The 19,474-nt window shown below is 74.5% G+C and carries 18 protein-coding genes and 1 pseudogene; 10 read left to right on the forward strand and 9 right to left on the reverse strand.

Features of this window, described 5'->3' with window-relative positions; genetic code table 11:
* Window positions 1–90 precede the first annotated feature (90 nt).
* The gene (locus BJP40_RS16925; RefSeq protein ID WP_143065961.1) at window positions 91–3,213 is read left to right on the forward strand and encodes an FG-GAP-like repeat-containing protein; all 3,123 of its coding nucleotides are present in this window, start codon (window positions 91–93) and stop codon (window positions 3,211–3,213) included.
* A 128-nt stretch (window positions 3,214–3,341) separates the two neighbouring features.
* Here the strand turns inward: BJP40_RS16925 and BJP40_RS35655 are convergent, their stop codons facing one another.
* The 6 genes and pseudogenes from BJP40_RS35655 to BJP40_RS16955 all read right to left on the reverse strand — a co-directional run bounded on the left by BJP40_RS35655 (window position 3,342) and on the right by BJP40_RS16955 (window position 8,982).
* Complete coding sequence (locus BJP40_RS35655) at window positions 3,342–4,019, reverse strand: bifunctional 2-polyprenyl-6-hydroxyphenol methylase/3-demethylubiquinol 3-O-methyltransferase UbiG (protein ID WP_071281058.1); 678 nt, start codon at window positions 4,017–4,019, stop codon at window positions 3,342–3,344.
* Entirely contained in the window at window positions 4,016–4,684 is a 669-nt protein-coding gene (locus BJP40_RS35660; RefSeq protein WP_226962541.1) for a DUF2064 domain-containing protein, read from the reverse strand. Before BJP40_RS35660 ends, BJP40_RS35655 begins: the two co-directional genes overlap by 4 nt.
* Window positions 4,681–5,412, reverse strand: coding sequence for a glycosyltransferase family 2 protein (locus tag BJP40_RS16940; protein WP_071263716.1), 732 nt, complete (start codon window positions 5,410–5,412; stop codon window positions 4,681–4,683). The genes BJP40_RS35660 and BJP40_RS16940 overlap by 4 nt, the downstream gene beginning before the upstream one ends.
* 46 nt (window positions 5,413–5,458) lie before the next feature.
* Window positions 5,459–6,522 (reverse strand): annotated as a pseudogene (locus BJP40_RS16945) (NAD-dependent epimerase/dehydratase family protein).
* A 317-nt stretch (window positions 6,523–6,839) separates the two neighbouring features.
* Complete coding sequence (locus tag BJP40_RS16950; RefSeq protein ID WP_071263712.1) at window positions 6,840–7,544, reverse strand: GntR family transcriptional regulator; 705 nt, start codon at window positions 7,542–7,544, stop codon at window positions 6,840–6,842.
* A 70-nt stretch (window positions 7,545–7,614) separates the two neighbouring features.
* Window positions 7,615–8,982: an aspartate aminotransferase family protein gene (locus BJP40_RS16955; protein WP_071281059.1), complete on the reverse strand. Its 1,368-nt coding sequence runs from the start codon at window positions 8,980–8,982 to the stop codon at window positions 7,615–7,617.
* Window positions 8,983–9,092: 110 nt separating this feature from the next.
* Here BJP40_RS16955 and BJP40_RS16960 point away from each other — a divergent pair, with 110 nt between their 5' ends.
* Both BJP40_RS16960 and BJP40_RS16965 read left to right on the forward strand, forming a co-directional pair.
* A complete protein-coding gene (locus BJP40_RS16960) occupies window positions 9,093–9,710 on the forward strand; it encodes a DJ-1/PfpI family protein (RefSeq protein ID WP_071281060.1) in 618 nt (205 codons plus the stop codon).
* On the forward strand, window positions 9,710–10,513 hold the full coding sequence (locus tag BJP40_RS16965) for a putative protein N(5)-glutamine methyltransferase (protein WP_071281146.1): 804 nt from the start codon (window positions 9,710–9,712) through the stop codon (window positions 10,511–10,513). Before BJP40_RS16960 ends, BJP40_RS16965 begins: the two co-directional genes overlap by 1 nt.
* 75 nt (window positions 10,514–10,588) lie before the next feature.
* Here the strand turns inward: BJP40_RS16965 and BJP40_RS16970 are convergent, their stop codons facing one another.
* Window positions 10,589–11,044 carry a hypothetical protein gene (locus BJP40_RS16970; RefSeq protein WP_371258652.1) on the reverse strand — a complete coding sequence of 152 codons (456 nt, stop codon included), beginning with the start codon at window positions 11,042–11,044 and terminating at the stop codon, window positions 10,589–10,591.
* A gap of 156 nt (window positions 11,045–11,200) precedes the next feature.
* Between BJP40_RS16970 and BJP40_RS16975 the strand changes: the two genes are divergently transcribed.
* From BJP40_RS16975 to BJP40_RS17000, 6 genes are all read left to right on the forward strand, one after another.
* Entirely contained in the window at window positions 11,201–12,037 is an 837-nt protein-coding gene (locus tag BJP40_RS16975; RefSeq protein WP_071281148.1) for a helix-turn-helix transcriptional regulator, read from the forward strand.
* Window positions 12,034–12,336, forward strand: coding sequence for a DUF397 domain-containing protein (locus tag BJP40_RS16980; protein ID WP_071281061.1), 303 nt, complete (start codon window positions 12,034–12,036; stop codon window positions 12,334–12,336). The genes BJP40_RS16975 and BJP40_RS16980 overlap by 4 nt, the downstream gene beginning before the upstream one ends.
* Window positions 12,333–12,563 (forward strand): hypothetical protein, encoded by a 231-nt coding sequence (locus BJP40_RS16985; RefSeq protein WP_071263700.1) that lies wholly within the window; start codon window positions 12,333–12,335, stop codon window positions 12,561–12,563. Before BJP40_RS16980 ends, BJP40_RS16985 begins: the two co-directional genes overlap by 4 nt.
* Window positions 12,560–12,808 (forward strand): hypothetical protein, encoded by a 249-nt coding sequence (locus BJP40_RS16990; RefSeq protein WP_107416797.1) that lies wholly within the window; start codon window positions 12,560–12,562, stop codon window positions 12,806–12,808. Before BJP40_RS16985 ends, BJP40_RS16990 begins: the two co-directional genes overlap by 4 nt.
* Before the next feature lie 329 nt (window positions 12,809–13,137).
* On the forward strand, window positions 13,138–13,440 hold the full coding sequence (locus tag BJP40_RS16995) for a hypothetical protein (protein ID WP_071263698.1): 303 nt from the start codon (window positions 13,138–13,140) through the stop codon (window positions 13,438–13,440).
* Window positions 13,441–13,738: 298 nt separating this feature from the next.
* Window positions 13,739–14,644: an alpha/beta fold hydrolase gene (locus tag BJP40_RS17000; RefSeq protein ID WP_071281063.1), complete on the forward strand. Its 906-nt coding sequence runs from the start codon at window positions 13,739–13,741 to the stop codon at window positions 14,642–14,644.
* A 162-nt stretch (window positions 14,645–14,806) separates the two neighbouring features.
* Here the strand turns inward: BJP40_RS17000 and BJP40_RS17005 are convergent, their stop codons facing one another.
* Entirely contained in the window at window positions 14,807–15,706 is a 900-nt protein-coding gene (locus tag BJP40_RS17005) for a glycoside hydrolase family 19 protein (RefSeq protein WP_071281064.1), read from the reverse strand.
* A gap of 338 nt (window positions 15,707–16,044) precedes the next feature.
* Here BJP40_RS17005 and BJP40_RS17010 point away from each other — a divergent pair, with 338 nt between their 5' ends.
* Window positions 16,045–17,973 carry a serine/threonine-protein kinase gene (locus BJP40_RS17010; protein WP_071281065.1) on the forward strand — a complete coding sequence of 643 codons (1,929 nt, stop codon included), beginning with the start codon at window positions 16,045–16,047 and terminating at the stop codon, window positions 17,971–17,973.
* Window positions 17,974–18,183: 210 nt separating this feature from the next.
* Here the strand turns inward: BJP40_RS17010 and BJP40_RS17015 are convergent, their stop codons facing one another.
* Window positions 18,184–19,467, reverse strand: coding sequence for an adenylosuccinate synthase (locus tag BJP40_RS17015; RefSeq protein WP_071270067.1), 1,284 nt, complete (start codon window positions 19,465–19,467; stop codon window positions 18,184–18,186).
* Window positions 19,468–19,474 lie beyond the last annotated feature (7 nt).

A 19,474-nucleotide genomic window follows, 5' to 3' on the forward strand; every position in this document is an offset into this window, starting at 1 on the left:
CCCGGGCGCGCCGCACGCTCAGCGCAGCCGGCCTCACGCATCCAGCTCCCGCCCTTGTGCCGCAGGCACGTACACGGGGAGGGACCCGATTTGACGCACTATGTCCGCGCCCGCAAGAGACCCTCGCTCGACGGGGAGAGGCGCCGGGAAGGGCGTCGTCTCGGCCGTTCGGCGGCGGTCTTCGGGCTCAGCGCCCTGATGGCCCTCTCGGGCCTGGCCCTGGGCACGGCCACCCCCGCCGCGGCGGCTCCCGCCTCCGCCGGGGAGGTCACCATCCCGGCGCCGCCCCACGCGACACCCGCCACGGAGTACCTGTACGCGGCCGGCACGGGCGTGCAGACCTACGACTTCCGAGAGAAAGGGAGGCTCTGGCAGAGCCTCGCGGACGGCCGGGTGGCCCACGACACCGACTGCAGGTACGACAACGGCATCTTCAGCGGCGACACCGTCGCCTGCGCCGGCTTCTCCACCCCGTCCACCTACACGCTGCACGACTTCGCGGCGGGCACCACGGCGCAGCGGACCACGCCCGAGGGCCACCAGTGGGCCAAGGCCCACTCCTCCACGCAGGTCCTCAGCTACGTCCCCGGCGCGGCCGGCGCCGACACGGCCCTGCACCTGCTGGGCATCGGCGACGGCGCGCCCGCGGACGTGCGGGTCACGGTGCCGGGCTCGGTGGTCGGCGCGCCCACGGTCGTCACGTTCGACCACAAGGGCGCCGTCGTCACGTACTACGACGGTGAGGCGAAGCGCACGGGCCTGGTGGACTTCGCCACGGCCAAGCTGATCCCGCTGCCGCAGCACCCCGACGACCCGTCCTACCTGGACGCGACGCTGAGCGCCGACCGGGTCGTCCTCTACGACGACCTCATCCCGCAGAAGGTCCTCCTCGTCTCCCGCGCGGACGGGTCCACCATCCGCACCGCGACGATCACCAAGCCGGGCGGCTGGACCGTGGGCGGCGAGGTGCGCGTGCTCGGCGACTGGCTGGTGGTCGCCCACAAGCCGAGCGGTGACACGGCGCCACTGTGGGGCACCTCCCTCAGCACGGGCACGCAGCGGACCATCCTCCCCGCCGCGACGGAGCAGCTGGTGGCCGCTCCCGACGGCAGCGTCTACGCGGTGGGTGGCGCGGACTCGACCGCCTGGGGTGTCCAGCGCATCACCCTCGACGCCACCGGGCTTCCCACTACCGAGCGTGTCATCGAGACGCCTCCGGACCCGGCCGAGCGGTCGACGCCGAGCCTGGCCCAGGGGCAGTTGTCCTTCCAGCAGGACAACGGCCGGTCCAAGGTGCTCCAGGGCTACGACCTGCCCGTCACGCCACCGCTGACGGTGCCGCAGGAGCTCAGCTGGTCCCGCACGGACTTCACGGCCGGGTCATACCTCACCGGTGACGGGCGGATGGTCGGCCTCACCTTCGGTGACGACGGGACGAACTGCTACAGCTGCGTGGTCCTCATCAACATCACCGACGCGTCCCCGGACGGCGTCACCCGCACCGTGCGGCTCCAGAGCACCGCGAAGCTGAAGCCGACCGGAATCCTGGGTGCTTCAGGCCGCTACCTCCACTTCCTGGCGACCGAGAACTCCGCCACCCGCTCGGTCGTCGCCGACATCGAGACAGGCAAGGTCCTGCGGGTCTCCGGCTCGGCGTTGGAGGCGCTGTGGGGCGGCAAGCTGTGGACCGCGGGCAGCGGCATGGCGTCGGTCTCGGCGCTGGACCTGGCCACGGGCAGGACGGCGGACCCGGTCCCCCTCGAAGGCGAGTGCACCGCTCCGTACAACAACTTCCAGGTGGTCGGCGAGTGGCTGCACCGCAGCTGCGGCTACGCACTGCCCGGCCAGGTGTTCAACCTGCGCACCGGTGAGCGGATCGACGTCCCGGCGAACGGCTCCCGCCACGTCCGCCTGGGCGACGGCTTCCTCGCGTACGCCGGATACGGCATGGGTTCCAGCCTGAAGCTGGTCGACTTCCGCTCCGGCGCGGCCGTCACCGAGGAGCTGACCACCGAGCTGGCCTCCACGAACGCGGGCCAGGGCTGGACCGTGGACCGCTTCGGCAGCACCGTCGCCTTCGTCGACCAGGCCCAGACCGTGCACCTGGTCACCGTCGGCGGCGACATGAGCCCCCTCACGACGACGGACGTGCGGGCCGGCGCGACGCTGGACCTCCGTACCAGCGCGCCCTGGCAGGGCACGTGGTGGCTGTCCAAGCCGGCCGCGTCCTGGCAGGTCACCGTCACCGACAAGGCCACGGGACGCGAGGTGCACCGCGCGAGCGGCGGCGAGGCCCGCGGCGTGGTCGCGACGCAGTGGACCGGCAAGGACGCCCAGGGCGGGCAGGTGCCCGGCGGTACGTACACCTGGACGCTCACCGCGACGGCGGCGGACGGCGCGGGCTCCCCGCTCACCCGGAACGGCGACCTGACGGTCATCGGCACGTCGAAGGCGTGGCACGACTTCTCCGGTGCCGACGGCATCGGTGACCTCCTCGCGGTGGACTCCACCGAGGGCGCGGCGTACGTCTACCCCGGTGCGGGCGACGGGACCCTCGCCGCGCCGCGCCTCGCCGGGATGTCCTGGCCGCGGTCGTCGACCTTCGTCCCGTTCGGGGACATGACGGGTGACGGCTGCAACGACGTGCTGGTCCGCAACCCCGACGGCACGCTGTGGCTCTACGAGCCGAAGTGCGGCGGCGACGCCTCCATCGACCACGGGCTGACCAAGCAGGTCGGCTCGGGCTGGACCGGCTACACCCTCATCAGCAGCGGTGACATGGACAGCGACGGCATCGCCGACCTGCTCGCCCGCAAGGACGCGACCGGGGAGCTGTTCCGCTACTCCGGCACCGCCTCCGGCGGGCTGGCCAAGCCCGCGAAGATCGGATGGGGCTGGTCCGGCTACACCCTGATCGGGTCCGGCGACCTGAACGGCGACGGCCACAACGACGTGCTGGGCCGTGACTCCCAGGGCCGCCTGAACCGCTACGACGGCAAGGGCGACGGCACGTTCGGCACCCGCACCCAGATCGGCTGGGGCTGGTCCGGGTACACGATGGTCGGTGTCGGCGACCTGAACGGTGACGGCACCAACGATGTCGTCGGCAGCGACCCCGAGGGCCGTCTGCTCCGCTACGACGGCACCGGCGAGGGAACGCTCACCGGCCGCACCCTGATCGGCGAGGGCTGGAGCAACCGCACGGTGTCCTGACGCCCCGGCACCCCGGCCCACACGGCGGGCCCGTACCGCAGCCTGTGCGGTACGGGCCCGTCGCCGTATCCCCGCCCGGGCGCGGTCGCCGGTCGGCCGGCCCCGCCCAGAAAGGCCCCCCGAGGCCGTCAGAGCCGGTGCAGCGCGGCGAAGGTGCGGCCGGAGGCGTGCCACTGCGAGAGGGCCGTCCAGCCCGTCGCCTCGGCGTGCCGCAGCAGCGCGCGCGGCCCGACGCGGGCCCAGGGGAAGGCCGCGCCCCGGCCCCCGCGGCCGTCGTCGACGCGGACCTCCACCCGCTCGTCCACCTCGTACGCCGCCGATTCGACGATCAGGAGGCCGCCGGGCCCGGCCAGTTCGGCGGTGCGGCGCAGCAGCGCCGCCGGGTCGCCGCCGATGCCGATGTTGCCGTCCATGAGCAGCACCGTGCCCCACTCGCCCTCCTTGGGCAGCGGGTCGAACACCGACCGGCACAGCGCCGCGCCCCCGGCCCGTATGGTCCGGTCCACCGCCTCCGGGCTCACGTCCACGCCCAGCGCGGGGCGCCCCAGCGCGGCGAGCGCGACGACCAGCCTGCCGGGGCCGCAGCCCACGTCCAGCACGGGGCCGCGGCAGCGTTCGAGGACCGTGGCGTCGGCCCGGTCGGGCGCGGCGCACCAGCGTTCCACGTCGAGTGGCAGCAGCCAGCCGTCGCCGCGCCGCAGGAAGAGCGGGCCCCGCCCGGCGCGGAGGGCCGCCGCGTACGGGTCGGCGTCCCGCCAGGCCCGTACGGCGCCGACCGCGTCGCCCGCGGTGCCGACCGCGGTCACCGGGCCGCCCCCTCCACGGCCGCGCCGAGCAGTGCGGCGTGCAGCGCGGCGAAGCGCCCGCCCGGTGCGAGCGCGGCGACCGCCCGGGCGTCGTCCGCGCGGTCCACGTCCCGCAGGACCGGCAGGTCCCGGACCGTCAGGCCGGCGTCCGTGAGGCGCCGCCGCTGCTCGCGTCCGGTCTCGGGCACGGACATCGGCACGCCCCGCAGGAGTTCCGGATCGGGGGCGGCCAGGCCGAGCGCCCAGAAGCCGCCGTCCTCGGCGGGGCCGAACCACGCGTCGGCCGACGTGAAGTCCAGCCCTTGGAGCAGCAGTCCGGGGGTGACCTGCGGGGTGTCCATGCCGATGACCAGCGCCGGGCCGTCCGCTCCGGCGAACGCCGCCGCGAGCCGCTCGTCGAGGCCGCCCGCGGCCTGCGGGACCACCTCGAAGCCGGGCGGCACCCACGGGCCCGGCCTGCCGTCGAGCACCAGCACCCGGCGCGCGACCGGGGCGGCGGCCGCGGCGGCCAGGGTGTCCGCCAGGGCCGCCTCGGCCAGCCGGGCGGCCTCCTGCGGGGTGAACGGCGGGGTCAGCCTGGTCTTCACCCGCCCCGGTACGGGCTCCTTGGCGATCACCAGCAGCGTTCCCTGCGGCGTCTCCCGCCGCGTGTCCGGCACGGTCACTGCGCCATCCCCTTCGCCTCGGCCTTCGCCTTCGCCTTCGTCGGGCGGGGCGGCTCCGCCAGCACCGCCCGCATGTCCCGCACCGCGTGCCAGGTGCCCCGCCAGGTGCCGGTCACCTTCGACCTGCCCGCGCGCGGCAGGTAGGGCACGTCCCGCTCCCGGACCCGCCATCCGGCGTCGGCCGCGCGGACCACCATCTGCAGCGGGTAGCCGCTGCGGCGGTCCGTCAGGTCCAGGTCCAGCAGGGCCGTGCGGCGCGCGGCCCGCATCGGCCCCAGGTCGTGCAGGCGCAGTCCGGTGCGGCGGCGCAGCATCCGGGACAGTGCGAGGTTCCCGGCCCGGGCGTGCGGCGGCCACGCGCCCCGGGCGGTGGGGCGGCGGCGGCCCAGCACCAGGTCGGCGCGGCCCGCGGCCACCTCGGCCGCGAACGGCACGAGCAGGCCCGGGTCGAGCGACGCGTCGCAGTCGCAGAAGCAGACGATGTCGGCGTCGGACGCGGTGAGGCCCGCGTGGCAGGCGGCGCCGAAGCCGCGCCGGGGCTCGGCGACGACGGTGGCGCCGAGGGCGCGGGCGAGGTCGGGGGAGCCGTCGCGCGAGCCGTTGTCGACGACGACGGCCCGCCAGCCGGGCGGGATCCGCTCCAGTACCCAGGGCAGCGCCTCCGCCTCGTCCAGGCACGGCAGGACGACGTCCACGGTGAGGTCCGCGGTCGGGTTGTGTTCGGTCACCCGCCCACCGTATGGACCAACGGACCGTCAGGGGCCGCCTTGGGGCTTACGAAACGCGGACATCCGCCATCCCGCGCAGCCCGCTCGCCGCGAACTCGGCCATTCCCTCCGCGAAGCCGACGGCCGGCCGCCACCCGAGGTCGGCCCGCAGCCGGGAGGAGTCGGCGGTGATGTGCCGGACGTCGCCGAGCCGGTACTCGCCCGTGACCCGGGGCGCGGGTCCGCCGGAGGCCGCCGCGAGGGCCGCCGCCATCTGGCCGACGGTGCGGGGGTCGCCGCTGCCGGTGTTGTACGGGGTGAGGGTTCCGCCGGGGCGCTCGCCGAGCGCCTCCAGCGCGGCGACGTTGGCGGCGGCGACGTCCCGTACGTGCACGAAGTCGCGGAGCTGGCCGCCGTCCTCGAAGACGCGGGGCGCCTCGCCGCGGGCGAGAGCGGAGCGGAAGAGGGAGGCGACCCCGGCGTACGGGGTGTCGCGCGGCATCCGCGGCCCGTACACGTTGTGGTAGCGCAGGGACACGGCCCGCCCGCCGGTGGTGCGCGCCCAGGACGCGGCCAGGTGCTCCTGGGTCAGTTTGGTGGCGGCGTACACGTTGCGCGGGTCGGCGGGCGCGTCCTCGCCGACGAGCCCGGGCAGCAGTGCGGTGCCGCAGCGGGGGCACGGCGGTTCGAAGCGGCCTTCCCGCAGGTCCCGCTCGGTGCGCGGGCCGGGCCGGACGGGGCCGTCCTCGGGGCAGTCGTAGCGCCCCCGCCGTACACGACCATCGACCCGGCGAGCACCAGCGCCGCCGTCCCGGCCTCCGCCATCGCGGCGAGCAGCACGGCCGTGCCGAGGTCGTTGCAGCCGACGTAGTCGGGGGCGTCCGCGAAGTCCTTGCCGAGGCCGACCAGGGCGGCCTGGTGGCACACCGCGTCCACCCCGCGCAGCAGGGCCCGCACGGCGTCGGCGTCCCGCACGTCGGCTCTCACGACGCCCGGCGGCGCCCCGGCGCCCTCGCCGTGGGCGCGCGCGAGGAGGGCGTCCAGGACGACGGGCTCGTGCCCCCGCTCCGCGAGGGCGTCCACGATGTGCGATCCGATGAATCCGGCTCCGCCGGTGACCAGTACACGCATGCGCCCGACGCTAGGCCCGCCGCCGCCGCGTCGGCGCCCGCCGCGCCCGCACGTCACGCATCCGTAAGACCTGCGGGCGGCGGCGGCCGCACCCGACCGCGCCCGGGTGCCGCGGACCGCGGGACCGGCGCATCGGCGGCCCGGTGGGACCGGTAGGACCCGTGGGACCCGTGGGACCCATGCGACCCGCGCGGGACCCGTGCGACCCGCGGGACCCGCGGGACCCATGCGACCCATACGACCCATACGACCCGCGGGACCCGTGCGACCCATGCGACCCATGCGATCCGTGCGACCCGTGCGACCCGTGTGACCGGCTACCGGTGGCCCAGGACCTCCAGGTGGTCCGCCCAGGTCAACGCGTGCGCGTTGTACGCGTCCATGACCGCGATGACCTGCTCCGGCATGCCCTCCGTCACCGCGTCGACCAGCTCCACGTGGCCGTCCCACAGCCAGTCGTGCAGCCGCTGGTCGCCCCGCAGGTACGGCACGGCGAAGACCCACGCCTGGACGCGCAGCCGGTGCAGGAAGTCCGCGACGTAGCGGTTGGCGGCGAGCCCGCTGAGCTCCCGCCAGAACCGCAGGTCGTACGTGATGAGGATGTCCAGGTCGCCGGCGCGGGCCGCGCGCGCGGCGGCGTCCGCCCGGCGCCGCACGGAGACCAGGGTGGCGTCCCGCAGGCAGGAGCGGCGCCCGCCGGGCGCGGCCCCGTACCGCTCGGTGAGCCGCCGGTAGAGGCCGTCCACGACCAGCGACCGGGCCTCCACCATGCCCCGGTAGTCGGCCACGGTGAACTGGTGGACGCGGAACCCCTTGTGCTGGTCGGAGTCGAGCAGGCCCTGCGCGGACAGGTCGACCAGTGCCTCCCGCACGGGCGTGGCGGACACGCCGTACTGGTCGGCTATCTGCTTGACGGTGAACTCCTGCCCCGGCTGGAGACGCCCCGCAAGCACTTCGTCACGCAGCGCATCCGCGATCTGCTGCCGCAGAGTGCTGCGCGTCACAGATCCGCTCGCGACCATCGGCAGGTCCCCTCCGTCCGGTTTCGGACACCTTAAGCCAGTCGGAGGGGGTCACTAGAAGGGGTCTGCGTCACACTGTGTGCCCGTCCGCCACGGCGAGCGCCGCGTCGAGCGCCGCCAGGCCCTCCTTCGCCTCTGCCTCGGTGAGCGTGCACGGCGGAGCGACGTGGACCCGGTTCATCGCGAGGAACGGCCACAGGCCGGCCCGCTTGCAGGCCGCGCCGACCGCCGCCATCGGCGCGTTCGCCTCCCCGCTCGCGTTGTACGGCACGAGGGGTTCGCGGGTGGCCCGGTCCCGGACCAGCTCCAGCGCCCAGAACGCGCCGAGGCCGCGCACCTCGCCCACCGACGGGTGCCGCTCGGCGAGCGCCCGCAGGCCGGGGCCGAGGACCTTCTCGCCCAGGTCGCGGGCGCGCTCGACGACCCGCTCCTCCTCCATCACGCGCAGCGTCGCCACGGCGGCGGCGCAGGCCAGCGGGTGCCCGGAGTAGGTGAGCCCGCCGGGGTACGGCCGGTTCTCGAAGGTGGCGGCGACCGCGCCGGAGATCGCCACCCCGCCGAGCGGCACGTACCCGGACGTCACGCCCTTGGCGAAGGTCAGCAGGTCGGGCACCACGCCGTAGTGGTCGGCGGCGAACCACGCGCCGGTCCGCCCGAAGCCCGCCATCACCTCGTCCAGCACCAGCAGGACGCCGTGCCGGTCGCACAGCTCCCGCACCCCCGCCAGGTAGCCGGGCGGCGGCGGCACGACCCCGGCCGTGCCGGGCACGGTCTCCAGCACGACCGCGGCGATCGTCTGCGGCCCCTCGAAGGCGATCACGTCCTCCAGGTGCGCCAGCGCCCGCGCGCACTCCTGCGCCTCGTCCTGCGCGTAGAACGCCGACCGGTACGGGAAGGGGCCCCAGAAGCGGACCACGCCCGCCGACGCGGTGTCGGACGCCCAGCGCCGCGGGTCGCCGGTCAGGTTGATCGCCGTCGACGTGGCCCCGTGGTACGACCGGTACGCGCTGAGCACCTTGGGGCGCCCGGTGTGCAGCCGGGCCATCCGCACCGCGTTCTCGACGGCCTCGGCGCCGCCGTTGGTGAAGAAGATCCGGTCCAGGTCCCCGGGCGTCCGCTCCGCGATCAGCCGGGCCGCCTCGGACCGCACGTCCACGGCGAAGGCGGGCGCGAAGGTGGCCAGCTTCGCGGCCTGCTCCTGGATCGCGGCGACCACCTTCGGGTGCTGGTAGCCGATGTTCGTGAAGACGAGCCCGCTGGCGAAGTCGAGGTAGCGGCGGCCTTCATAGTCCCAGAAGTACGCCCCGTCGGCCCCGGCCACGGCCAGCGGGTCGATCAGCCCCTGGGCGGACCAGGAGTGGAAGACGTGCGCGCGGTCGGCGGCCTTGACGGCGGCGCCCTCGCGCGGGTCGGGCTGCGGGTGAGGATGAGGAGTCATACGCGCCAAGCTAAAAGCGTTGGCGCCCCGGTGACATGTCCAACTTGTATGGCGGAGGCCGTACGGGTCGGCACAGTGTCGCCCCCAGCCACCGACAGCAGGAGGTCGCGATGCCCGCCACCGCACCCGGCACCACCGGCCGCAACCCGGTCCATCTGGCCGTCTACGACACCTTCGCCGACTGGGAACCCGGCCACGCCACCGCCTGGCTGGCCCGCACCGGCCACGAGATCCGCACGGTCGGTCCCTCGACGGCCCCCGTCACCAGCATCGGCGGTCTGCGCGTCACCCCCGACCTGGCCCTCGCGGACCTGCGCCCCGAGGACAGCTCCCTGCTCATCCTGACGGGCGCCGACCTGTGGGACGCGGGCGACGACCTGGCGCCCTTCGCCGCGACGGCCCGCGCGTTCCTGGAGGCGGGCGTGCCGGTCGCCGCGATCTGCGGCGCGACGGCGGGCCTGGCCCGCGAGGGCCTGCTCGACGACCGCCCCCACACCAGCTCCTTCGGGCCGTACCTCGCCGCGACCGGCTACCGGGGCGGGCAGCACTACGTGGAGGCCGACGCGGTCGCGGACGGCGACCTGATCACGGCGGGCGCGACCGAGCCCGTCGCGTTCGCCCGCGAGGTCCTCGGCCGGCTGGGGGCCTTCGAGGGCGGCAGGCTGGACGCGTGGTTCCGCCTCTTCCACGACTCGGACCCCACGGCGTACGAGGAGCTCACCGCTTGATCCCGGCCGAGACCGCCGACGCCGTCGCGGCCCGCCTCCGCAGGGCGGGCTGCGTGTTCGCGGAGGAGGAGGCCGAGCTGCTCCTCGCCGCCGCCCGCACACCCGCCGACCTGGACGCCCTGGTGGCGCGCCGGGCCGACGGCCACCCGCTGGAGCACGTCGTCGGCTGGGCCGCGTTCGGCGGTCTGCGGGTGGCCGTCGACGAGGGCGTGTTCGTGCCGCGCCGCCGCACCGAGTTCCTCGTCGAGCGGGCGGCCGGACTGGCCCCGCCCGCCCCCCTGGTGGTGGACCTGTGCTGCGGTACGGGCGCCCTGGGCGCCGCGCTGGCCGCCGCGCTCGGCGGGCGGGCCGCCGTGCACGCGGCGGACATCGACCCGGCCGCGGTGCGCTGCGCCCGCCGCAACCTGGCGCCGCTGGGCGGGACGGCGTACGAGGGCGACCTGTTCGCGGCGCTGCCCCCGGCCCTGCGGGGCCGCGTGGACGTCCTGCTGGCGAACGTCCCGTACGTGCCGACCGCCGAGCTTCCCCTGCTGCCGCCGGAGGCCCGGCTGCACGAGTCCGCGGTGGCCCTCGACGGCGGCCCGGACGGCCTGGACGTGGCCCGCCGCGTGGCGGCCGAAGCCCCGGCCTGGCTGGCGCCCGGGGGCGCGCTGCTCTTCGAGACGAGCGATCGCCAGGTGGCCGCCGCGGTGCGCGCGGTCCGGGACGCCTCCGCCGGGGCCCTGGAGGCGCGCGTCCTGACCTGCGACGAGCGCGACGCGACGGTGGTCGTGGCGAAGGGCCACGCAGGCCCCGGGGCTTGACGGGGACGGGTGCGGCAGGGCCTGCGGGGCCGGAGTGGGCCGCCGACGCTCTCCCCTCAGCGGCGGGCCGGTCCCTCACCCTGCCCCGGCCGCCCGCCGCACGTACTCCTCCGCCGCCGGGGCCACCACGAGCACGGCCACGATCGCGTTGCACAGCAGCAGCGGGTGCACGAACCGCCCCGGTTCGGTGGGCGGACACAGCCACGACAGCGGCCACGTGTCACCGGCCAGGGCGGGCACCGGCACGTAACTCCGCTCCGGCCCGGCCCCGTTGAACCGCACGGCCGCGGCCGGCCAGCGGTTGCGCACCGTGCTGCCGGGCGGCAGCAGGAAGTACGTACCGCGCCGCCCGTTCCCCTCGGCCACGATCGGCCCCGGGTCGCCGTTCGTCATCCGCTCCAGGCACCCGGCCACCCGGCGCCCGTCGTCCCCGTCCACACGCACGGCGTCGAATTGCACGCCTGCCTTCCGCAATTGGATACCGGAGGCGGGGACCCAGCCGAGTTCTCCCCGGCGAATCGAAGCATTCACGGGACCATTGTGGACCCTTGTCGCTACCGTCTCCCTTACCTGCCGGACAGTCGTCATTGCCCGCTTGACCTGCGGCGACGCCCTGTCAGGCAGTCGAAATCGACGGCGATCGGTTGAGTCCGGTTGAGACCGGTAGAGTCCGAGTGGGGAGCGGAAATTGCGGGTCGCGAGAACAAGGAAAATGCCACCCCGACAGCCAGGCTCGTCGCGCACATGACGCGCGAATTGCGCAAGCGGAAGGGCCTCACGCAGGAAGAGCTGGGCGAGCTGATCGGCTACTCCGGCGCGGCCGTCAGCGGCGTGGAGACCTGCGCCCAGCCCGCGAGCGACCAGATGCTCGTCAAGCTGGAGCAGTCCATCGGCGGCGGCATGGGCTTCTTCGAGGAGGCGCGGGTGCCGATGCGGGTGGAGAAGTACCCGCAGCAGTTCAAGAAGTACGCCCTGCTGGAGCGCGAGGCGGTGAGCCTGCACCTCTTCGCGACGCCGGTGATCCACGGGCTGTTCCAGACGGAGGAGTACGCGCGGGCGCTGATCCGGGGCAGCTTCCCCATCGTCTCCGAGGAGCGCGTGGAAGAGCTGGTGGATGCCAGGATGGCCCGGAAGGAGATCTTCGACCGCGATCCGGTCGCCCACATCGAGCTGGTGCTGGATGAGGCGGCCCTCCACCGCTCCATCGGCAGCCAGGAGTCCATGCGGGGGCAGTTGCAGCACCTCGCGGCGTATGCCCGGAAGCGAAACGTAACGATCCAAGTACTGCCCCTGGACTGCGGGCTGCACGGCGAGTACGCAGGAGACCGAGGCCAGCTCAACGTCCTGGAGACCCCGGAGCACCAGCACGTGGTGTACCTGGAGCCCCAGGACGAGAGCCTCCTGATCAGCGACCCGGCGAAGGTGAGCACGTACATGCAGCGGTATGCGAGGATCCGGTCACAGGCCCTGGATCCGAGGGAATCGCTGGGTCTCATCGAGCGGTTGGCAGGAGATCAGCCATGAGCAGCACCCTCCAGTGGTTCAAGTCGAGCTACAGCAGCGGCAGCGGCGGCGACTGCGTCGAAGTGGCCTTCGACTGGCGCACGTCGTCGTACAGCAGTGGCAGCGGCGGCAACTGCGTGGAAGTCGCCGCCCCCTGGCGCACGTCGACCCGCAGCAGTGACAGCGGCGGCGAGTGCGTCGAGGTCGCTGCCTGCGCGGATGCCGTGCACGTGCGGGACTCCAAGAACCCTGACGGCGGGACGTTCGCCGTCGCCCCGTCGGCCTGGGTGGCGTTCCTCGCGGGCGCCACGGGTTCTTGAGAACCGTCATCGCCGGGCAGCTCGTGGAGCTGCCCGGCACCATCGCCGCCATCCGCGCCGCGCTGGACGAGGACCGGGCGAAGGCGTTCGACGCGGAGATCCCCCATGTCCCGGTCGCCGAGCTGCCGTTGACGCTGGCCCGGTGGGCGCTGTCGACGACGGACGCGGACGCGGAGGACGCGGAGCTGTTCGCGCGCCTGGCGCGCGGCGAGGACGTCGGCGCGTGACCGGGTACCGCCTCCAGTACGCACCTCCCGCGGACCTGGCCCTGGACTCGATGGAGGCGCAGCTGCGCGCCCGCTTCGACGCGGGGATGCTCGCGTGGCTGGCGCCCGACCCGTACGGGCACGGCTCCGCGCCGATAGACCGCGACGAGGACCGCCGCGAGGCCACCGTGTCGGGCGTGGTGATCCGCTACTACGTCAGCCGCAGCGTCTCGACCGTCACCGTCGTGCGCCTGGTCTTCGTCTGAACGGTCACCGCGGGCGTTCCGCACGGGCGGACTGTTCCCGGCCACGTCTGGTCCGAGTGGGTGAGAGGCGATCCGCCAGGCCGGGGCGGCACGGATGGTGCGGCGGAGGCAGGAGGCAACCGGTGCGGTGAGGCGGGGCGTTGATCGCGGACCGGCCGCACCCGGGCACCGGCGGCCGAATGTGGCGGGTCCGCCGGGGGTGTTCCCGCCACCCTGCGGCAGCCCAGAGCGGAGGGGTCCGCGACAGGACAGGCTGTTCCCCGAGCGCCGCACCGCGGGGTCCGCGGCGGCGCCGTCCCGTTCCGCACAGGCAGTAGGGAGACAGCTCCATGAGCATGATCCAGTCCGGCAAGGTGACCCTGCGCTCCGACCACGCCACCGAGACGACGGGCGGCCGCACCAGCACGTTCACCCGGATCGACTTCCCGACGCCCTTCCCGCAGGGCGCGGACGTCGTCGTGCAGACCACCGTGCAGACGTTCAACGGGCCGGAGACGCCGGGCGTGCGACTGCACCACGTGGACAGGACCGGGTTCCTCATCCGCATGAACGAGCTGTACAGCGCCCGCACCGGCGCGAGCGACGGCAAGCACGTGGACGAGGTCATCGGCTGGACCGCCTACACCGTCTGACGAACCGCACACGACCATCCGACGGGATCTCCTCCACCGCCCTCCCCGGCCCGCGGGCCCGCCGCACGCCGCTCCCCCGGCCGCGGCGGGCCCGCGCAGCTTCTGCGGGCGCCCGGCGGCTCCCCCGCTTCGAGGCGCGCCGGTGCCGAGCCCGACACCGCGGGCCGGCGCCGTCCGTCCGGCCCGCCGCCCCTGCGGCTCTCCGGCCGTCCGGGCCCGCCGCTCGGGCCGCCAACACCCGCCGGGCGCTGTTACGTTGGGGAGGGCAAACGATCACCGCACGTCAGGGGGACACGGCATGAGGCGGGAGCACGTCGTCGAGGTGGCGGCAGGTGTCAGCCTGTGGGTGGAGGAGACCGGTGACGCCCAGGCGCCCCCGCTGCTGCTCGTCATGGGTGCGGCCGCGTCGGGGCTGGCCTGGCCCGACGCCCTCGTGGACGCCCTCGCGGTACGGCACCGGGTGATCCGCTACGACCACCGGGACACGGGTAGGTCCACGTGGTCTTTCGAGGAGGAGCCGTACGCCGTCGCCGACCTGGCGGGGGACGCCCTCGCCGTGCTGGACGCGCTCGGCGTCGAGCGGGCGCACCTCGTGGGCATGTCGATGGGCGGGCTGCTGGTGCAGCTGCTGATGGCCGACCACCCGGAGCGCGTGGCGACGGCCGTGCTGCTGGGGACGGGCGCCCTGAGCAGCACGCCGTACGTACGGCCGGACGGCACGCGGACCCCGCCCGGGGAACTGCCCCACATGGACGCGCGGGTCATGGAGATGTGGGCGCAGCGCGGTTCCGAACAGCTCGACCTGGAGGCGGAGCTGGCCTGGCGGGTCGCGCACTGGCAGCTCATCGGCGGCGACGAGATCCCCTTCGGGGAGGCCGAGGCGCGCGCCCTGGAGCTGCGGATCATCGAGCACACCGGGCACCACCGGGCGGGCACCGCGCACGCGCAGGCCGACCCGTCGGGCCTGGACCGCACGGAGGCCTTGGCCCGCAACGAGGTGCCGACGCTGGTCCTGGAGGCGCCCGCCGACATCGTCTGGCCGCCGGTGCACGCACACCACATGGCGCAGGTGATCGGGGCGGCCCGCCTGGTGCGGATCCCCGGCATGGGCCACGCCCTGCCCGCCCCGGTCGTCGCCCCGCTGGCCGCTGCGGTCCTGGAGCACACGGCCGCCCACGACGGGCCCGCCGGGACCGGGGACTGACGCCCCGGCGGCGCCGCCGGGAGGATCCGGCGGCCTGGCCCGTACGCCACCTGCGGCCCGCAGCGCACCGCGGCGGCCGCGTCGTTCCGCGGCCGCCGCGGTGTCCCGGGCGGGGAGGCGCCCCGGTGCGCCCGGCAGGCCCGGGAGCGGGCCCGGGACGGGTCAGCAGTACAGGTTCGCGCCCGTCGGGACGCCGAGGACCTGCGTGAACTGCTGGTACTTCGTGACGCGGCTCTGCACCTGGGCCGGGTTGCGGCCGTCGCATTCGAGGGCGCCGTTGATGGAGCGGATCGTCTGGCCGAAGCCCGCGCCGGTGACCATCGCGTGGTGCCCGGTCATCGTGCCGGGGCCGGACTGCGTGTTCCAGTACCAGAGCGCCGTCATCCAGGCGACGGCCGCGTCCCGCTCCACGCGGTACGGGTCGCGGAGCAGGTCGATGCCGAGGGCGTCGCCCGCCGCCTTGTAGTTGAAGTTCCAGCTGAGCTGGATCGGGCCCCGGCCGTAGTACGCGGCCTGCCCGGCCGGGCAGCCGTAGGGCCGGCCGCTGTCACAGTAGTGCGGGTAGTTGGCGGTGTTCTGCTCCACGATGTGGACCAGGCCGCCCGTCTCGTGGCTGACGTTCGCCAGGAACGCCGCCGCCTCCTGCCTGCTCACCGTGGCGCCGCCGGTGTTCGCGAACGCCGGGTACGCCGCCAGGGCCGCCTTGAGGCCGTTGTACGTGTAGAACGGGTTCCGGTTCGGGAACATCTGCTGGAACTGCGCCTCGGAGACGACGAAGCCCGACGGGTCCGGGTCGCCCGGGTCACCGGGGTCGGGGGTGCCGGAGCCGCAGGCCCCCTGGTCCGCCCACACGTCGGCGGAGCCGGGACGCTCGTTCTGGGTCCACCACTTGGCCTGCCAGTTGCGGCCGCCGTACGAGGCGTTGTTGCCGCCCCAGTAGACGGACGAGGAGTTCCAGGGGGCGGCGCACTCGGCGGCTTGCGCGGGGGCGGCGGGGAGGAGGGCGGCGAAGCCGAGCGCCAGCGCGAAGGCGGCCAGCACCGCTCCGAAGCGTCGTGACATGACATCACTCCTTCGTGTGGGGGTGCCGCACACCCTCCCGGGATTGGTCTGGACCTGTCAAGGTCTGGACCAGGATTCGCCCTTCGTCGGACGAACCCCGGCCGCCGGCCGCCCCCGGCTCGCCCGTACGGCCACCTCGCGGCACCCGCCCGCACACCCCCGACGTCCCGGCGCACCCACCGCCCGCCGCACGCCACCCCACTGGTACGACCACGCAGCGGCACCCGGCCGCACGCCCCGGCGGCCCCCGGCGCTCCGGCCCCCGCCGCACCCGGCCCCGCACCCCCTCACCCGGCTCCGGCCGTTTCGCCGCGCGCCCGCTGTGCGAGGATCCGGACGTGGAAGCCCTGACGACCGAAGACCCCGCCACGATCGGCCCCTTCCGCCTCCTCGGCAGGCTCGGCACCGGCGGCATGGGCCGCGTCTACCTGGCCCGCTCGGCGGGCGGCCGCACCGTCGCCGTCAAGGTGGTCCACCCCGAGCTGGCGGCGCAGGACGAGTTCCGGCGCCGGTTCGCCCGCGAGGTGGCCGCGCTGGAGAAGGTCGGCGGCACCGGCACCACACCCGTGCTGGGCGCCGACACGGAGGCGGAAGCCCCCTGGGTGGCGATCGGGTACGTGGCGGGCCCCTCCCTGAAGTCCGTGGTCGGCGCCGAGTACGGCCCGCTGCCGCCCGCCACCGTCCGCGCCCTCACCGCCGGAGTCGCCCGCGCCCTGGAGCGCGTCCACGCCGCCGGGCTGATCCACCGGGACCTGAAGCCCGCGAACGTCCTCCTCGCCGTCGACGGGCCCCGCATCATCGACTTCGGCATCGCCCGCGCCGTCGACACCGTCACGGACGGCGGCCTGACCAGCACCGGGGCCGTCGTCGGCTCGCCCGGGTTCATGTCGCCCGAGCAGGTGCGCGGCGAGCGGCTGACCCCGGCGTCGGACGTCTTCTGCCTCGGCTCCGTCCTGGCGTACGCGGCGACCGGCCGCGCCCCGTTCGGCACCGCCGACAGCGGGGTCCACGCCATGATGTTCCGCATCGCGCACGACGAGCCCGACCTGGCGGGGCTGCCGCCCGAACTGGACGGGCTCGTACGGCCCTGCCTCGCCAAGGACCCCGCCGACCGGCCGACCGCCGGCGAGCTGGCCGCCGCGGCCGACGAGGCCGCCGACGCCCCCACCACCCACGACGGCGCGCCGCACGGCACGTGGCTGCCCGCCGAGGTGCTCGCCGGGCTCGGCCGGCACGCCGCCCGACTGCTCGACGCGGACGGCGACCCGACGCCCACCGACCACCCGGCCGCACTCGACCCGCGCGCGGACACCCCGGCCGACCCGGGCCCGGCCCGAAGGCCCCGCAGGCCACGGCGCCGGACCCTGCTCGCCGGGGCCTGCGCGGCCCTCGCGCTCGCCCTCGGCGGCACGGCCCTCGCCGTCGCCTACTGGCCGGAGGGGGACGCCCCGGGCGGCAACGGCGAGGGGACGGACAGCACGGGCGGCATCGGCACGGGCGGCGGGAAGGAGGTGCCCGCAGCGTTCGCCGGGGCGTGGGAGGGCGCCGTCCGCGGCGCAGCCGACCACCCGCAGGAGACCCTGCGCATCGAGATCGGCCCCGGTGACACCACCGCCTCCTACAGCAACCTCACCGCCGACCGGCTGTGCCTGGGCCGCTCCGCCCTCACGGACAGCGGCAGCGACGGCCGGAGCATCACCCTGACCGGGAGCGACGTGACCCTCAGCCTGCCCGCCGAGCGCTGCACGCCCGCCCCGCGCCACACCCTGACCCTGCGCTCCGCACAGGTCCTCGAATGGCGGTCCGGCACGGCGAGCGCGACCCTCCGGAAGGTGGAGTCCGGCCCGGAGGTCGTACCGGACCGGTTCGTCGGCACCTGGGAGCGCAAAGCGGAGGAGGAGGTGCCGGACACCCCGCCGGACCTCTACGACGAGCGGCTCGTCATCACGCAGGGCCCGATCGGCGCCCCCGTGCTGCGACTGGTGCAGAGCAACCCCGAGCTGGACGAGGAGACCGGCGAGCGGACCGGCCGCACCCTCACCTGCGCGAGCACCGGCGTCCTCGCGGGCAGCGGGGACCTGGTGCTCGTCGGGCCGCTGCAACTGGACGCGGACGCGTCGGACAGGGAATGCCGGCCGAACTCCCTCAACGCCGCGCCGAGCAGTCCCGGAGTGCTGAGGGTCGAGCGCGTCGACGGCGAGGAGCGGCTGCTGTCCGCCCCGTTCGGGGAGGACACGTCGTACGCCGTGTTCGCCCGCAAGTACTGAGGAGCCGACGCACGCGACGACGTGAGCGGAGGCCCGGGGGCAGTGCCCCCGGGCCTCCGCTCACGGCCTATCGGTCAGCCGGCCGGCCGGCTCACCGGCCGGCGGGCCGCACGGACCGTGCCCGCACGACCGCCACCACTGGCGCCACCAGCACCACCGGCTACCGGCTACCGGCTACCGGCTACCGGCTACCGGCTACCGGCTACCGGCTCACAGGAACGAGTTGATCTCGATCGTCTCGTCGCGGCCCGGGCCGACGCCGATCGCGGAGATCGGCGCACCGGACATCTCCTCCAGCGCCTTGACGTACGCCTGGGCGTTCTTCGGCAGCTCGCCGAAGGTCTTGGCCTTCGAGATGTCCTCGGACCAACCGGGCAGGTACTCGTAGACGGGCTTCGCGTGGTGGAAGTCCGTCTGCGAGTACGGCAGCTCCTCCACACGCCGGCCGTCGATCTCGTACGCGACGCACACCGGGATCTGCTCCCAGCCGGTCAGCACGTCCAGCTTCGTGAGGAAGAAGTCGGTCAGGCCGTTCACGCGGGTCGCGTAGCGGGCGATGACCGCGTCGAACCAGCCGCAGCGGCGGTCACGGCCGGTGGTGACACCGCGCTCGCCGCCGATGCGCCGCAGCGCCTCGCCGTCCTCGTCGAAGAGCTCCGTCGGGAACGGGCCGGCGCCGACGCGGGTCGTGTACGCCTTCAGGATGCCGATGACGCGGCTGATCTTCGTCGGGCCGACGCCGGCACCGGTGCAGGCACCGCCGGAGGTCGGGTTCGACGAGGTCACGAAGGGGTACGTGCCGTGGTCGACGTCGAGGAGGGTGCCCTGACCGCCCTCGAAGAGGACGACCTTGCCCTCGTCGATGGCGTTGTTCAGGATCAGCGTGGTGTCCGCGACGTACGGCTTGATCTGCTCCGCGTACTGGAGCATCTCCTCCACGATCTTGGAGGACTCGATCGCCCGCCGGTTGTAGAGCTTGGCGAGGAGCTGGTTCTTGACCTCCAGGGCCGCCTCGACCTTCTGGTGGAGGATCGACTCGTCGTAGAGGTCCTGGACGCGGATGCCCACACGGTTGATCTTGTCGGCGTACGTCGGGCCGATGCCGCGACCGGTCGTGCCGATCTTGCGCTTGCCGAGGAACCGTTCCGTCACCTTGTCGAGGGTGACGTTGTACGGCGTGATCAGGTGCGCGTTGCCGCTGATCAGCAGCTTGCTGGTGTCCACGCCGCGATCGTTCAGCCCGCTCAGCTCGGAGAGCAGGACCGCCGGGTCGACGACGACACCGTTTCCGATCACCGGGGTGCATCCCGGGGAGAGGATCCCGGAGGGAAGGAGGTGGAGCGCGTACTTCTGGTCGCCTACGACGACCGTGTGACCGGCGTTGTTACCGCCCTGGTAACGCACCACGTAGTCGACGGATCCACCGAGGAGGTCGGTGGCCTTTCCCTTGCCCTCGTCACCCCACTGAGCACCGAGCAGCACAAGTGCGGGCACAGGCGTA

Origin of the sequence: Streptomyces sp. CC53 (assembly GCF_001865245.1) — a bacterium.
Classification (GTDB): Bacteria; Actinomycetota; Actinomycetes; order Streptomycetales; family Streptomycetaceae; genus Streptomyces.

What these genes read in the sequence shown, in the direction of transcription:
- BJP40_RS16955 (WP_071281059.1), bottom strand. Translation starts at nt 8,982, where the DNA reads ATGACTCCTCATCCTCACCCGCAGCCCGACCCGCGCGAGGGCGCCGCC.
- BJP40_RS16995 (WP_071263698.1), top strand. Translation starts at nt 13,138, where the DNA reads ATGAGCATGATCCAGTCCGGCAAGGTGACCCTGCGCTCCGACCACGCC.
- BJP40_RS16980 (WP_071281061.1), top strand. Translation starts at nt 12,034, where the DNA reads ATGAGCAGCACCCTCCAGTGGTTCAAGTCGAGCTACAGCAGCGGCAGC.
- BJP40_RS17005 (WP_071281064.1), bottom strand. Translation starts at nt 15,706, where the DNA reads ATGTCACGACGCTTCGGAGCGGTGCTGGCCGCCTTCGCGCTGGCGCTC.
- BJP40_RS16960 (WP_071281060.1), top strand. Translation starts at nt 9,093, where the DNA reads ATGCCCGCCACCGCACCCGGCACCACCGGCCGCAACCCGGTCCATCTG.
- BJP40_RS17000 (WP_071281063.1), top strand. Translation starts at nt 13,739, where the DNA reads ATGAGGCGGGAGCACGTCGTCGAGGTGGCGGCAGGTGTCAGCCTGTGG.
- BJP40_RS16950 (WP_071263712.1), bottom strand. Translation starts at nt 7,544, where the DNA reads ATGGTCGCGAGCGGATCTGTGACGCGCAGCACTCTGCGGCAGCAGATC.